11 protein-coding genes, 1 tRNA gene and 1 pseudogene are annotated in these 14,549 nt (G+C 67.2%); 8 read left to right on the forward strand and 5 right to left on the reverse strand.

Annotation, left to right across the window (positions count from 1 at the left end; genetic code table 11):
- Positions 1-449: 449 nt before the first annotated feature.
- Positions 450-1,940 (forward strand): annotated as a pseudogene (locus WBA11_RS03225) (hypothetical protein); the annotation flags it as partial.
- A gap of 188 nt (positions 1,941-2,128) precedes the next feature.
- Here the strand turns inward: WBA11_RS03225 and WBA11_RS03230 are convergent.
- Positions 2,129-3,067: a DMT family transporter gene (locus WBA11_RS03230; protein WP_424519286.1), complete on the reverse strand. Its 939-nt coding sequence runs from the start codon at positions 3,065-3,067 to the stop codon at positions 2,129-2,131.
- Between the two features lie 77 nt (positions 3,068-3,144).
- Between WBA11_RS03230 and WBA11_RS03235 the strand changes: the two genes are divergently transcribed.
- The 7 genes from WBA11_RS03235 (at position 3,145) to WBA11_RS03265 (ending at position 11,509) form a co-directional block, all read left to right on the forward strand.
- Positions 3,145-3,480 (forward strand): MerR family transcriptional regulator, encoded by a 336-nt coding sequence (locus tag WBA11_RS03235; RefSeq protein ID WP_424519287.1) that lies wholly within the window; start codon positions 3,145-3,147, stop codon positions 3,478-3,480.
- 27 nt (positions 3,481-3,507) lie between these two features.
- Positions 3,508-3,581: transfer RNA gene (locus tag WBA11_RS03240), tRNA-Pro, on the forward strand.
- A 105-nt stretch (positions 3,582-3,686) separates the two neighbouring features.
- Positions 3,687-4,730, forward strand: coding sequence for a helix-turn-helix domain-containing protein (locus WBA11_RS03245; protein ID WP_424519288.1), 1,044 nt, complete (start codon positions 3,687-3,689; stop codon positions 4,728-4,730).
- Complete coding sequence (ligA, locus tag WBA11_RS03250) at positions 4,731-6,929, forward strand: NAD-dependent DNA ligase LigA (protein WP_424519289.1); 2,199 nt, start codon at positions 4,731-4,733, stop codon at positions 6,927-6,929.
- A complete protein-coding gene (locus WBA11_RS03255; protein ID WP_424519290.1) occupies positions 6,926-7,468 on the forward strand; it encodes a DUF6913 domain-containing protein in 543 nt (180 codons plus the stop codon). Before ligA ends, WBA11_RS03255 begins: the two co-directional genes overlap by 4 nt.
- 3 nt (positions 7,469-7,471) lie before the next feature.
- Positions 7,472-9,019, forward strand: coding sequence for a sodium:solute symporter (locus WBA11_RS03260; RefSeq protein WP_424519291.1), 1,548 nt, complete (start codon positions 7,472-7,474; stop codon positions 9,017-9,019).
- Positions 9,020-9,145: 126 nt separating this feature from the next.
- Positions 9,146-11,509: an HD family phosphohydrolase gene (locus tag WBA11_RS03265; protein ID WP_424519292.1), complete on the forward strand. Its 2,364-nt coding sequence runs from the start codon at positions 9,146-9,148 to the stop codon at positions 11,507-11,509.
- An 18-nt stretch (positions 11,510-11,527) separates the two neighbouring features.
- On the opposite strand, the gene WBA11_RS03270 is transcribed toward WBA11_RS03265, so the two are convergent.
- The 4 genes from WBA11_RS03270 to WBA11_RS03285 all read right to left on the reverse strand — a co-directional run.
- A complete protein-coding gene (locus WBA11_RS03270) occupies positions 11,528-12,451 on the reverse strand; it encodes a GntR family transcriptional regulator (protein WP_424519293.1) in 924 nt (307 codons plus the stop codon).
- Between the two features lie 14 nt (positions 12,452-12,465).
- Entirely contained in the window at positions 12,466-13,248 is a 783-nt protein-coding gene (ppgK, locus tag WBA11_RS03275) for a polyphosphate--glucose phosphotransferase (protein WP_424519294.1), read from the reverse strand.
- A gap of 23 nt (positions 13,249-13,271) precedes the next feature.
- Positions 13,272-14,252, reverse strand: coding sequence for an L-histidine N(alpha)-methyltransferase (gene egtD, locus WBA11_RS03280; protein ID WP_424519295.1), 981 nt, complete (start codon positions 14,250-14,252; stop codon positions 13,272-13,274).
- Positions 14,249-14,549, reverse strand: a 301-nt coding sequence (locus tag WBA11_RS03285; RefSeq protein WP_424519296.1) for an SUMF1/EgtB/PvdO family nonheme iron enzyme, incomplete at its 5' end; no start/stop codon positions are given. The genes WBA11_RS03285 and egtD, both read right to left, overlap by 4 nt.

Consider the following 14,549-nt stretch of genomic DNA (forward strand, 5'->3'; position numbering starts at 1 on the left):
AGTCGTTGCGAGCCGAGCGGTCCGCCCTCGATGACAAGGCCGCGCTGTTCCGGGGCATCGAGTCGCAGCGGCATCAGGTCTCGCTCGACCTGGAACGAAAAAAGGCCGAGGCCCAGCGCGAGGTCGATTCGCTATCGGCCGCCCTTGATCGACTGGGCCGACAAATCGAGGCCGACACGACCCTCCTCGCGGACGGCGAGACGGCGCGGGCCGCTCTCAAGCAGGCGGAGAAAGCCAAGGCCGACCTTGCTCGCCTCGACGCGCAACGTGCCGAGCGGGACCAGAAGAACGCCCGCATCGACACGATCGACAAGCGACTGGCCGCTCAGAAGGGCGTCCTGGAGGGGCAACGCGGCCAGGTGATCGAAGAGGGCAAGCGGCTCAAGGCGGAGACCGAGACGGCCTCTGCTCCCGACCTCGATGCGCTCCAAGCGGCGGTCGCCTCGGCTATGGCGGCCCACGCACGTCGTGAGGCCATCCACGGCGAGGGGACCGAGGCCGGCGCGACGGTCAAGAATCTCGAGGCCGAGATCCGCCGCATCGAGGCCGACAAAACGCGGATCGAGGCGCGGTTGGCCAAGCTCGACCAGTCGGACGACGACGTGTGCCCGACGTGCGGGACCGCCTTGACAGAAGCGCATCGCCTCGAGGTCGCCGAAGACCTCCGATCGGACCTGCGCGCCCTCGAGGACGCCCGCCGCTCCGCCGACGGCAAGCGCGCTCAGGCCGTCAAGCGCAGGGACGACCTGAGGTCCGAGTTTACGTCGCTCGCGTCCGTCCTCGAGGCCGGGCAGGAGGCGGAGAAGGCGTTGTCGCAGCGAGCGGAACAGGCCAAGCGCGCCGCCGAGCGAGCTCAGCGCCTCGAGGACTTGCGGGCGACCGCCCTGCGTCTCGGCAAGCGCCTGGCGGACGAGGACTACGAGCCCGAGCTCCGCGCCGAGCGGACTATGCTGATGGACGCCCTCGAGGCCGGCGCCTACGACCAGGTTGCGCACGAAGCGGTCCGGCGTGACGCGTCACTTCACGAGCACTGGTCCCGCCAGGTCCGGGCTCTCGACGTCGCCACGGAGCGTCTGGCCGAGTCGAAGATCGACCGCGACCGGCGCTCCAAGGCTCTTGGCGACCGGCGCGACCAGATCGACCGCGGCGTGCCCTTCCAAGACGTGACGGCTCGCCTTGCGATGCTCGCGACGCAGATCGAAAGCCTGGGCTACGACGCGGCCTCTCACGAGGCGATCAGCGCCAAGCTCGAGCATCTGAAAGACGCCCCGCAGCGCCTGACGGAGTTGCTGGAGGCTCGGCGTCGCCGCGCTGAGTTGGCCGAGCAGTCCAAGCGGCTCGCTGACGACCGTGCCGCCCTCGAGGGCGAGACCGTCACGCAACGGAAGCGACTGTCCAGTCTCGAGGCGTCACTGGCGGCTCGCGCTGAGGCGGTCGAGGTCCACAAGCAGGCCTCGGCCCGGCGCGCGGCCGCGAGCCAAAAGCTGTCGACGGCGCAAGGCCAGCTCGGCGCCCTCGATGAGCGTCTGGCACGGGCGGGACGCGACCGCGACCGCTTGAAGGAAGCCCGCAAAGAGCTCCGGGCCGTCAAAAAGGAACGTGCGCTGTTCGGGCACCTGCGCCGCGCGTTCGGCAAGAACGGCATTCCGTCGCTCATCATCGAAGAGACGCTGCCCGAGATCGAGGAGCGAGCAAACGGGTTGCTGGACCGACTCAGTCGAGGACGGACCCGCGTCGCCCTCGAGACGCTCAAGGACAAGAAGACGGGGGGCGGGACGAAGGAGACGCTCGACATCCGCATCACGGACGACCAGGGCGTCGCTCGGTCCTACGAGACCTTCTCCGGCGGGGAGGCCTTCCGCGTCAACTTCGCCCTGCGCATCGCCCTAAGCCAGATGCTCGCCGAGCGCTCCGGCACCCAGATCCGCACGCTCGTGATCGACGAGGGGTTCGGGACGCAGGACGCCGAGGGCTTGCAACGTCTGATCGGCGCGATCCGAGCGATCCAGGACGACTTCCGCACGATCATCGTGATCACGCACCTGGACGAGCTCAAGGACGCGTTCCCCGTCCGCATCGAGGTCCGAAAAGAGCCCGTCACCGGCTCCACGTTCGACGTGATCGGCGCCTAGCGTCCTCGAGGACGGGGACTTCCCGTCGTCGGGATCAGTGGACCGACGCCGCGGCGCCGCACCAGAACCACGCCCGCGATCACCAGGGCGCCGCCGAGCGCCTGGACGAGCGTGACCGTCTCTCCGCGCAGGGCCACGCCTGCCGCCACGCCGACGACCGGCACCAGGTTCGAGAACGCCGCCGTCCTCGAGGCGCCGACGACCGAGACCGACTGGTTCCAGATCGCGTACGCGAGCCCTGTCGACAGGCCGCCCGAGAACAAGAGCGCCCCGACCTCGAGGGCGCCGATCCGGCTCCAGTCCATCTGGGACTGCTCGGGGAGGGCCAGCAGGACCAGGCCAGGGAACGACAGCAAGACGCCCCAGAACGAGAGCCCGAGCGCCGATGCGCCACGGTCGAGGAGGGGACGGCTGAGCGTGGTGTACAGCCCCCACGCCAGCGCCGCGGCGAGCATCAGCAAAACGCCCGACCGACCGCCCTGGAAGGCCGCGCCAGGATTCCCCGCGACCACGAGACCGACGCCGCCCAAGCTGACCGCGAGTCCGATCCATCCGGCTACGAGAAGCCGTTCCTGTTTCAACACGTGCGACGCGACGGACGTCCACGCCGGACTCGTCGCCATCATTAGCGCCGCCGTCCCCGACGACACGCGGTCGATCCCCAGGATGAACATAAGCTGGTAGACCAACACCCCCAGCAGCCCGACGCCGACGACCCGAGTCCACCCGATCTCAAACGTCGACGCGAGCCCTTGTCCTCGATGCCGCGCTTCTCGCCGGTAGAGCACGGCCAGGACTGTGAGCGAGACCGCGAACCGGAGGACGTTGACCGTGAAAGGCGGCGCGACCTCGAGTGGTACTTTAATGACCGCGAAGTTGACACCCCACACCAGGATGACGGCGAGCAGTGCGAGCTCGGATGCGGTCTTGGACACGGAGTTTCGGGGGACGCGTCAACGTAGCCCCTCGACCCGTCCACGCTCGTTTGTCCGTTTAACCACACGCGTTCTCCATGCCGTCGCCAGGGATCCGCAAGCTGTACTACTCGATCCGCGAAGTCGGTGAGATGACGGAGTTGAAGCCCCACGTCCTGAGATACTGGGAGACGGAGTTCGACGCGCTGAGTCCGAAGAAGAACCGCGCCGGCAACCGCGCCTACACCGAGCACGACCTCGAGGTCGTCCGTCGCTTGAAGGCACTTCTCCGAGACCAGAAGTACACCATCGAGGGCGCTCGGCTGGCGCTCGAGCGAGAGGACCGAGGCGACGGGGCCGGTCTCGCGTCGCTGCCGGTCGAAGATCTCCGGGACCTCCGTGCGTTTTTGTCGGACGTGTTGCGCCGGCTCTGACCCGCCGTCTAGTTTCGGCCTCCCCATCGGGTAGTGGCGCAGCCAGGTAGCGCACCAAGCTGGGGGCTTGGGGGTCGTGGGTTCAAATCCCGCCTACCCGACTCGACTGCCCGGTCTTCATCGCGAAGGCCGGGCAGTTTCGCGTGGGGACGAACCTGTGCCCCGTTCAGGCGTGGACTACCTTCGACTGCCCCCACCGCGCGCCTGTGTCCTCGACGTCCTCCTTCGAAGCCGATCTCAAAGCCGCTCGCGAAGCGCGTGGGCTGTCGCTCCCCGAGATTCAAGACCAGACGCGCATCCCGGTCGATGTCTTGACTCGATTTGAGGCTGGGGACCTGGTGCGGGACCCGACCTTCAACGAGGTCTACCTCAAGGCCTTCCTCAGGTCCTACGCGAAGGCCGTAGGAGTTTCCCCGAGCAAGGCCGTGACGGCTTTCGCCGATCAAAAGGCAGGGCGCTACGCCGGGTCGCTACACCCCGACTTCGATCCGGCATCTGCCCCTGCGCCGAGCACGCCGAAAGCGCCCCCGCGGGAGCCTCGCGCTGTCCAAGAACCGACGGCACCAACGACTACGGCCGCGGCCTCGAAGGCGCCCGCGGTCGATGCGCTCTCGAGGACGCCGGACCCGACGGCTCGTCCCCGACCCACCGAGGCGCCTAGAACGCTCGCAGAAGCGCGCGTCAACCGCCCGGCGGTACCGACCGCGAAGCACTCTTTCGACAAGAACTGGGGCGCGATCCTGGGGTTGTTCGGCTTGCTCGTCGTGGGATTGGCCGCGGCGATGTACTTCCTGGTCTTCGCCGGCGACGACGTCGAGGACGTGGCCGAGGACACGGACGTGATTGCCGTCGGTGAGGGGCCGGACGTCGCGATCGACTCGTCTGGTATTGGGACTGGCGCCGTCGCCGGTCCGCGGTTTCAGCGCCCGATCAGCGTCACGGTGACGGCCGGTGCCGACGGCCTCCAGTGGTTCCGTGTGACCCAGGACGACGGTGAGCGGACACCCTACTGGATCGACGGCGGCACGTCTCAGACCTTCGAGGCCGATTCATCGGTCGTGCTCTGGGGCGAAGGCAATCAAGGGGACACGGCCTATGCGTTCGACGAAGCCACGGTCGAGCTTCAGGGACAGCGCTTTACGCCAACCTCGGGTCGTGCCCTCGACATCAATGCAGCGACGGGCCAGGCTCTGTTGGACTCCCTCGCTTCGGCTCCGTCGTCGCCCGCACCCGCGCCGGCCGGCGAGTAGATGGACGTCGTCAGCGACGCTCTCGAACTGAGCCGGCGCATCGACGCCCTCGAGGACGGTCCGCAGGGCCTCAACCTCGAAGGCGCGTCCGCGCTCGCGTCGAGTCTCAAGCCCGTCCTGACTCAGCTGCAGGACGCCTACTACCGACAAGGGGAGAGCTTGATCGGTGACAGCCAGTACGACCGGCTGTTCCGTGCGCTTCGCGCCCTCGAGGACGAGCATCCATCCCTCGTTGCACCCGACTCGCCGACGCACCGGGTCGGCGGGGCGCCGCTCGAGGGGTTCGACAAGGTCTCTCACCCGGTCCCGCTCTTGTCGCTCTCCAACGCGTTCGACGGCGATGATCTGAGAGCGTGGGCCGAGCGCGTGATGAAAGGACTCGAGTCCGTCCTCGAGGACGGGGAAGCCGTCCGGTTCGGTGCCGAGCTCAAGATCGACGGGCTCGCCCTGGCGCTGACCTATGACCGCGGCACGCTGAGCCGGGCTGCGACGCGAGGCAACGGCTCCGTCGGCGAGGACGTGACCCAGAACGTCCGCACGATCCGCTCGATCCCGCTGTCCGCACCCGACGCCCCGTCCTCGATGGAAGTGCGCGGCGAGGCGTACCTGGCGCGGTCGCGCTTTGAAGCGCTTAACGAGAAACTGGTCGAGGCCGGAGAGAACCCGCTGGCCAACCCCCGGAACGGCGCCGTGGGGAGCCTCCGGCAGCTCGACTCCACGATCACCGCCGGCCGTGGCCTCGACTTTTTCGCCTACGGCCTCGGCCCCGTCGAGGGCGAGATCCCCGACCGCCAGTCCGCCGTCCTCGATTGGCTCGACCAGCTCGGGTTCACGACCGGACCCGAGCGCGGCACCTTCGACGACATCGACGAACTCGTCGCCTTCTGCGAAAAATGGGCCGGCGCGCGCGACACCCTCGACTACGAGATCGACGGGGTCGTGGTCAAGGTCGACCGGCTCGACTACCAAGACGTCCTCGGTCAGGTCGCGACGGCGCCCCGGTGGGCGATCGCGTTCAAGTTCCCCGCTCGCGAGGCGACCACGCGGCTCCTCGACATCGAGCACAACGTCGGTCGGACGGGCGTCATCAAGCCGCTCGCCGTCCTCGAGCCCGTCGAGGTCGGCGGCGTCCAGGTCTCCCGAGCGACGCTCCACAACGCCGACTACATCACGTCCCGCGACATCCGCATCGGCGACGACGTCGTGATCAAACGCGCCGGCGACGTGATCCCGGCCATCGTCGGACCGGTGCAGCCCGACCCCGATCGCGCGGCGCCGGTCTACGTCCCACCGGCGGTGTGCCCCGTGTGCGCGCGCGCCGTCGAGCGCCCGGAGGGAGAAGCCGACATCCGCCACGTCGAGGGAGGATGCCCGGCTCAGCTCAAGCGAGCCATCGAGCACGTCGCCGCCCGGAACGCCCTCGACATCGACGGCATGGGCACGAAGATCGCGGCCCTGCTCGTCGAGGTCGGACTGGTCGAGGATCTGCCGGACCTGTTCCGCCTCATCACCCGCCGCGACGATTTGCTCGCCCTCGAGGGGTTCAAGGAAAAAAAGGTCGACAACCTGATCGCCGGCCTCGAGGCCGCCCGCAGTCGGCCGCTCGCCCGGCTGCTGTTCGGGCTCGGGATCCGCCACGTCGGGCAGACCGTCGCTCGAGACCTCGTCGCTCACCACGAGTCGCTCGAGGAGCTGGGGCAGGCCGATCAAGAGAGCCTCGAAGCGATCGACGGCATCGGCCCGATCGTGGCCGAGAGCGTCGTCGACTGGTTCGCGGACGACGCCAACAAACGTGTTCTCGCGGAGCTCCGCGACTTGGGCGTCAGCACGGTCCGCCTCGAGGGCGAACGCGTCGCCCAGGACCAATCCGACGCCGCGCTGACGGGCGTCACGGTCGTGGTGACCGGCACGCTCCCCACCTTGACGCGGCCCCAGGCCAAGAGCCTCATCGAGGACGCGGGCGGTAAGGTCACTGGGAGCGTGTCTAAAAAGACGGGGTTCGTCGTCGCCGGTGAGGCCGCCGGATCAAAGCTCGCCAAGGCCCACGAGCTCGGCATCCCCGTCCTCGATGAGGACGGCCTCTACCGCGTCCTCGAGGGCGAGCCCGTCCCCGTCCTCGAGGACGAGGCGGCCTCGGACAGCGCTTCGGAACAAGGCGAGACGGGAGAGGAAGCGCAAGCGGACCTGTTCGGCTCGTGATCGAGTCGGCCAGAAGCGCGTTCGCGCGCCGGGCGCTCCGCGAGTCACTCGAGCGTCGCAGCCCCATCGGCGCCGAGCCAGATCCCCGATCGAGGTCGGTGATGATCGTTCTTCCCGACGACGAGCCCGGGCAACGGGCGTCGTGGTCGTTCATCCGGTCTATCGACCTCGAGGCCGCTCGCATCCAGGTCGTCGGCCTCGGTTCCACCGGCGTCGGCGTGCCCGACGCCTTCGCGGGGCACGTTCGGGTGATCGGGGAGTCCGACCTCGACTGGAGGCGGCTGCCACAACGCAGCGTTCGGGATGAGGTGTGGGCCTCGAGGCCGCACGTCGCGATCAACCTCTCGGCTCCTGACAGCCTTGCGGCAGCGATCTTGGTGGGTGCCTCTCCCGCCCAGGTTCGCGTCGGCCGCTACGACCTCTCTCGCGAGTCGTGCTACGACCTGATGATTCAGGGGGAGCCGACGGCGGAACGTGCGGCAGACGTTCTCAGCCGGCTCCTTCAGAAGGTCGATCCGCCCATCCTCCCGCTCCGCTAGCGCATGCTGACTCCCATCGATCTCGTCGTTCTCGTTGCGTACGCGATCGGCATCGTGATCTTCGGTCTCCGGGCCGGCGGGCAGCAAACCTCGACGACCGACTATTTCCTTGGTGGCCGCGACCTCCCGTGGTGGGCCGTCTGCTTCTCGATCGTCGCGACGGAGACGAGCACGCTGACGGTAATCGGCGTCCCCGCCGTCGCCTACGGCGGGTCGATGACCTTCCTCCAACTCACGATCGGCTACATCATCGGCCGTGTCGTGGTCGCGAGGGTCTTGCTGCCGAGATACGTCAGAGGCGATATGCAGACGGCGTACGCGTTCCTCGGCGAGCGATTCGGCGACCGGATGCGGGGGGCGGCCTCGGTCACGTTCCTTGTCACGCGGTTACTGGCGGATGGTGTCCGTCTGTTCGCCACCGCCATCCCGATTCAGGTCATCGTTCGAGCGGCCGGCTTCGAGGTCGGGTACCCGACGGTCATCCTCGCCATCGGCATTGTGACGGCCGCCTACACCTACGTCGGTGGTCTCAAGGCCGTCGTCTGGATGGACGTCGTGCAGATGCTGGTGTACGTCGGCGGCGCCATGATCGCGCTCGGTCTGCTTTTGTCGGGACCTTCTGCCGGGTCGTGGGACGCCGCCCTCGAGGCCGGTAAACTGGCCGTCGTCGACCTCGGTGACGGGCCGTTCGGGTCGTTCATGACGTCCCCCTACGTGTTGCCCGTCGCGGTGATCGGTGGCGCCGTGTTTGCCATGGCATCGCACGGAACCGACCAGCTCATCGTCCAGCGAGTGCTCGCGTGCCGGACGCTCGAAGACTCGCAGCGGGCGATGGTCTGGAGCGGCGTGTTCGTGGGGGTTCAGTTCGCGCTTTTTTTGGCCGTCGGCGCTGCGTTGTGGGTCCACTACGGCGCCGCTCCGCTCGCCGATCTCGGCTTGACGCGGGGTGACGAGGTGTTCCCGCGATACATCCTCGATGAGATGCCTGTCGGTCTCCGAGGGCTCTTGTTCGCCGGCATCATTGCGGCGGCGATGAGCACCCTGTCGTCGTCGCTCAACGCGCTCGCGGGCTCGACCTTGATGGACCTGCTCGAGCGTTTCGGACGCCGCCCGGAGTCTCCTGAGCGAGCGCTCAAGCTGAGTCGGGTCCTTACGCTCGTCTGGGCCGCCGTCTTCGTCGGGTTCGCGATGCTGTTCACCGGCATGGACAACCCCGTCGTGGAGCTGGGATTGGGAATCGCCGGGTTCACCTACGGCGGGCTCCTGGGGGCGTTCGTCCTCGGTCTGGTATCGACTCGCCCACAGCAGACGGACGCCCTGGTCGCATTCGCGATCGGAGTCGTCACGATGACGCTCATCATCTTCGGGCTCTGGTGGAGCCCGGATCTCGGCTGGGTCGTGGATTGGCGACCGACCGCGGAGATCCGCGCGGAGCAGGGGCTCCGGGCCGTCGCCTGGCCGTTGTACCCGATCATCGGAGCGAGCATCACGGTGGCCGTCGGGCTTTTGATCTCGCTACGGCACGATCCGGTCACAGGGAGCAACGACTAGCCCTCTAGCGTCCGAGCCCCAATGAGCGTACTCGATAGACTTGGCCTCAGCCCGAAGACCGGACGCTACTCGCGTCGGGCTGGCCTCCGAGGCGACGCGAAGCGGGAGGCCAACACCAAGCGCCGGATGTCTCGCAACGACGTGATCATCCGCGTCGCGCTTTTCGCTGGGCTCGCGTCTCTCGCGCTGCTGTCCTTTCCAGGAACGGAGAGCTACGACGTGCCCGTCGATGTGGGCGACTTCTGGCTCGAGGACGACATTGTGGCTCCGTTCGACTTCTCGATTCGGCTTCCTGAAGAGGAAATCGCTACACGGCGGGACTCGGTCTACAGGATGCAGCCCCCTGTTTTTCAGGTCCGCTCCGACGCCCTCGCCCAAACGCTCGCCCGGCTCGACTCGGTGGACGCCCGGCTGGACTCGGCTTTCGTCGCGTATGCAGATTGGCGCGATGCCAGCCAGCGTCTCGAGGACTCGTTGCAAGCCGGCCCCGACGTGAGTGCACTTCGGAGAGCTATGAGGCGGGACTCCGCCGCATACGCGGCGTCACGCGACGCGATGTCGTTGGCCCTCACGTCCGACCAGTGGGATCTCCTGGCTCGGTCCTCGTACGAGGCCGCCCTGGGCGCATCGAGGTCGGCGACGCTGGATGACCGTCTCCTGGGTGAGGCGGCCCGGATCGCTCGGGAAGCGCTCGGACGTGGCGTGCTGAGCGTCCCGAAGGACTCAGTTCAGTCCGAGACGCTCTTGGCACGGGACCTCTCGACCCGGACTGAGACCGAGATAAACCGCAACGCCGTTCTCGGCCAGGACGAGGTCCGTGTTCGGGCTCGGATGAGCCTCACGGCAGCGTTCCCGAGCCGCCCGGACACCGTCGCCATCGCTGCGAGCCTGTTCCGGTCCGTCCTCGAGCCGTCGCTCGTCTACGACGCTGACGCGACGGAACGCACCCGACGCCAGGCTCTCGAGTCCGTGCTGCCCACGCAGGGGCAGGTCCGACAAGGTCAAGTGGTGATCCGACGAGGGGACGAGGTCACGGCCGAAGTCGATCGGACGCTCCAGTCTCTCTATGAACGGCAGCGGGAGAGGAGTGGGACGTCGACCTGGAGCTCGGTCACGACTCTGCTCGGGAGACTGCTGCTCGTGCTGTCGGCGCTGGCACTGTTCTTCCTGTACATGTACCTGCTGCGTCCAACCGTCTTTGCCGACTCGAGGCGCTTTACGTTGGCGTGCTTGATCGTCGGAATGGTGCTCTTGGGGTTCATCGTCGCGACGTTTTTTGGGGGAGCGGCGGAGTACGTGGTGCCGGTGGCACTGGCGTCGATCCTGCTGACGATCGTGTTCGACAGCCGGGTCGGCAGCTTCGCGACCTTGACGCTAGCGACCATCGGAGGCCTGGTCACGGGGTACGACTTCCCGTACGCGTTCACGACGCTGATCGTCGGGGTCTTAGCGGTGTTCTCGGTTCGGGACGTTAAAAACCGAAGTCAGATCTTGGCCTCGGCAGGTTTGGTGGGGCTCGCGTATGGAATCGTCCTGTTGGGCTTCGAACTCCTTCGGGCCGATCCCTTCGGCGAACAGTTCGTCGCAGAGCTGGGGGCCGCGGGCGCTAACGCAGCACTGATCCTGCTCGCCGCGCCTCTCTTGTGGGGGATGGAGCGCGTGTTCGGAGTCACGACGGACATGACGTTACTGGAGCTTTCGGACACGAACCGGCCGTTGCTTAAAAAGCTCTCGATGCAGGCTCCTGGCACGTTCAACCACTCTCTTCAAGTCGCGAACCTTGCCGAGGCTGCGGCCGATACGATCGGGGCGAACGCGCTACGGGCTCGTGTGGGAGCGCTGTACCACGACATCGGGAAGATGCTCAAGCCCGAGTACTTTATCGAGAACCAACAGCCCGACGACAACCCCCACGAGCGCATCAAGCCCTCGATGAGTTCGCTCGTGATCGCGGCCCACGTCAAAGAGGGTGTTCAGTTGGGCCGAGAGCAAAACCTGCCCTCGATGGTGGTCGACTTTATCGCGAGCCACCACGGAACAGGGTTGATCGAGTTCTTCTACCGGAAGGCTCAGGAGGAGTCAGAAGACCCCGACACGATCGACGAGTCGGACTATCGCTACCCTGGCCCTCGTCCTCGGACCAACGAGCAGGCCATCGTAATGCTCGCCGACTCCGTCGAAGCAGCGAGCCGAAGCCTCGACAAGCCGACCCCGAAGCGGCTTGAGGCGCTCATCAACGGCATCGTTGCGGCTCGGTTGGCAGACGGGCAGCTGGACGAATCGCCCCTCACGTTTTCGGACGTGTCACAGATCAAAGAAACGTTCCACACGCTCCTGTGCGGCATTTACCACTTCCGGGTCAAGTACCCCGATCAGGACGACCAGGGCGACGGCGACGCCTCGGCCAGCCTCGAGGTCGCGCCTGGCGTGCCAACGGACGACCCGGCCGGAGAGTCGGCGACTCCTGAGGAGCGTTCCACGCTCGGGTGACCTGGCCTCGAGGACGGGTCAGTCGCCGATGGCGTCTCGGATTCGGGCGAGCGATCCCGACGCCAGCGTCGGCGTGAGTTCGACGGACGAGGCTCCGAGCTTCTGGATCACGGGCCGAATCCGCCGCCGTGACTGAGGCGTGAAGGCGACCACGGACGACTGTCGGATGACCGTCTCGATCTGGTGGCGATCGGCCTCGACCTGGAGAGCGGGGAGCGGGCCGATAAAGCCCGTCCTGCGGCGAATCTCGTCCGTGAGTGGGACGATGGCGTCGGCGTAGCGCGTGATGAGCCCGAGCGACTCACCCGAGCCGAGCCGTGCGATGCGCTCGAGGACGCCGAGGGGGAACTCGATCTGAGCCGCGATGGCCTCTGCGGAGGGGGCCGCTCGTCGGGCAGCCGCGAGGTCGGGGAGCCCGACGATGACGGCGTCCACGTCCTCGATGGACGCGAGCTCCGAAAACGTTTTGGGAACGACGCGGTCCTGAAGCGCCGCACTCGCCTGGTCGGCCCCGCTCTCGGCGAGCTCGCGGCACGTCGCGGCAAAGATCAACAGGCGGCCGACGCCAGGCCGCTCGAAAAACTGGACACCCTCTTGCACGACGTAGCTCACCTCGGCGTCATCGAGTCCGAGTCCGACGAGCTTGTGCAGGGCCTCCTCGACCACGCCGGCGCCCCGTTCGAGCCGCTCCGCCTTCGACAAGAGCTGGCGTTCGACCACGATGTAGCCCCCGCCACGACGGACCTCGAGCAGCCCGTCCTCAGCCAGCCGTTGGTAGGCCTTGCGGACGGTGTGGAACGAGATGTCGAGCTGCTTGCCCAACGCTCGCGTCGACGGCAGCCGGGAGCCCGGCGAGTACTTCCCCGACGCGACCTCGTAGCGCATCGCCTGGACCAACTGCTCGGCGAGCGGGAGAGGGGCGTCTCTGTCGAGCTCGATCATCGTCCTCGAGGGCGCTAGCGCCGCGACTTGAGGACGGCCTCTCGGGCGACGAGTGCGGCGCCGACGATCCCGGCTTGATTTCCGAGCGCGGCCGGGTACAGCTTCGCATTCGTTTTGAGAAGGGGACCGAACTGGTCCCACCGCTCGGGCTTGCTCACCCCACCGCCGATCACGATCGTGTCCGGCGAAAAGAGGAACTCGTACATCTCGAGGACGGGCTGAACCCGCTTGGTGGCCCACCGCTCCCACGAAAGGTGGTCCTTGGTGCGGATGGAGTCCGCGGCGACGTGCTCCGCGATCCGATGGTCAAATCTGAGGTGGCCAAACTCCGTGTTGGGCACGAGCACGCCGTCGGTGAAGAGCGCGCTGCCGATGCCGGTCCCGAGCGTCAGAACGAGCGTCGTCCCTTTCTTTTTACCGGCGCCGAAGCGGATCTCTGCGATACCGGCTGCGTCGGCGTCGTTGAGAACCGTGACCGGTACTCCGAGCTCCTTCTTGAACCGCTTGCGGGCGTTGTAGCCCTCCCACGACTCGTCGATGTTGGCCGCCGTCCTGACGACACCGCGTATGACGCGGCCCGGAATGGTGCAGCCGATCGGGCCTCTCCACTTGTGCTCGTCGACGATCTGCCGGACGACTTCGAGGACGGCCTCCGGCGTGGCAGGCTGAGGCGTCGGGATGCGGTAGCGGTCGTCGGTGAGCTCACCTTTCTTGGTGTGGACCGGCGCGCCCTTGACGCCGGAGCCGCCGATGTCGATGCCGAGGACGGTACGGGAGACCTTCTTTTTTTTGCCCATGTTCTAAACTAGCCACGCTCCGCCTAGTCGCCGGTTTCGTACAGCTCGACGGCGAACCAACCCCGGGGGTCCGTCCACCGAGACCGGCGCTCGAGGCCCGCGGCGTGGGCGATGGCGGCGAGGCCGTCGGCGTCGTATTTGTGGGAGTCCTCGGTGTGGATGGTCTCCCCGGCGCCGACCTCGAGGGCGTGATCTCCGATCGTGATCGTCTGATCCCGGTCGCTGACCAAGTGCATCTCGACCCGCTTCTCGTCCGCGTTGACGACGGCCGGGTGCGACCAGGCCTCGAGGTCGACGTCGGCCTCGAGGTCGCGCTGGACGCGGCGGAGGACGCCCAGGTTGAACGCGGCCGTGATGCCCTCGGGGTCGTCGTAAGCCCGGTGCAGGACCTCCTCGTCTTTCCACTGATCGACGCCGATTAAGAGGGCCCCTCGAGGCCCGACGACCTCGCGGACGTGCCGAAGAAAGTCGCGCGCCTCGGCCTTCGAGAAGTTGCCGATCGTGGAACCCGGGAAGAACACGACGCGCCGCGTGGTCTCGGGCGGGAGCGCCGGGAGATCAAACGGCTTCGTGTAGTCCGCGGCGACGGGCAGGATCGGGAGTCCATCGTACCGCTCTCTCAGACGGTCAGCCGTCTCGTGGAGGAACGCCTCCGAGATGTCGATCGGGACGTAGGCCGCCAGCGTTCGCCGCGCGTGCAGCGCGCTGAGCAGGATCTGTGTCTTGTCGCTCGATCCGCTCCCGTACTCGATGAGCGCCGCGTTCTTGCCGATCGCGTCGACCATCTCGTCGGCGTGGTCGGTCAGGATCTGGCGCTCGGTCCGGGTGGGGTAGTACGCGTCGAGGCGTGTGATCTGGTCGAACAGACGGGAGCCTTCCTCGTCGTAGAAGTACTTGGCGGGGATCGATCGAGGACGAGCGCTAAGCCCTCTGATCACGTCGCGGGCGAAGTCGGATTCGAGGTCGGTCGTCCTCGAGGACGAGTCGTCAGTGCGGTCGGTCACGAGCGTGCGAGTCGGATGCCGGTGAACTGCCAGGTGGCGTCCGGGGGGAAGAAGTTGCGGTACGTCGGCCGGATGTGGCTCCGGCTCGTGGCGACGCTGCCGCCGCGCAAGACGAACTGGTTGGCCATGAACTTGCCGTTGTACTCGCCGAGTGCGCCGGGGATGGGCTTGTAGCCGGGGTACGGCGAGTACTGGCTGTGCGTCCACTGCCAGACCTCGCCGAACATCTGCCGCAGACCGTCGGCGGGCGCGCCGTCGCCGCCCGTGAGCGCGGGCGCGGGGTGGAGGCGGCCTGCG

The sequence above is a fragment of the Rubrivirga sp. genome (genome assembly GCF_049648075.1).
GTDB lineage: Bacteria > Bacteroidota > Rhodothermia > Rhodothermales > Rubricoccaceae > Rubrivirga.

What these genes read in the sequence shown, in the direction of transcription:
- WBA11_RS03235 (WP_424519287.1), top strand. Translation starts at nt 3,145, where the DNA reads ATGCCGTCGCCAGGGATCCGCAAGCTGTACTACTCGATCCGCGAAGTC.
- ligA (WP_424519289.1), top strand. Translation starts at nt 4,731, where the DNA reads ATGGACGTCGTCAGCGACGCTCTCGAACTGAGCCGGCGCATCGACGCC.
- WBA11_RS03260 (WP_424519291.1), top strand. Translation starts at nt 7,472, where the DNA reads ATGCTGACTCCCATCGATCTCGTCGTTCTCGTTGCGTACGCGATCGGC.
- WBA11_RS03265 (WP_424519292.1), top strand. Translation starts at nt 9,146, where the DNA reads ATGTCTCGCAACGACGTGATCATCCGCGTCGCGCTTTTCGCTGGGCTC.
- WBA11_RS03270 (WP_424519293.1), bottom strand. Translation starts at nt 12,451, where the DNA reads ATGATCGAGCTCGACAGAGACGCCCCTCTCCCGCTCGCCGAGCAGTTG.
- ppgK (WP_424519294.1), bottom strand. Translation starts at nt 13,248, where the DNA reads ATGGGCAAAAAAAAGAAGGTCTCCCGTACCGTCCTCGGCATCGACATC.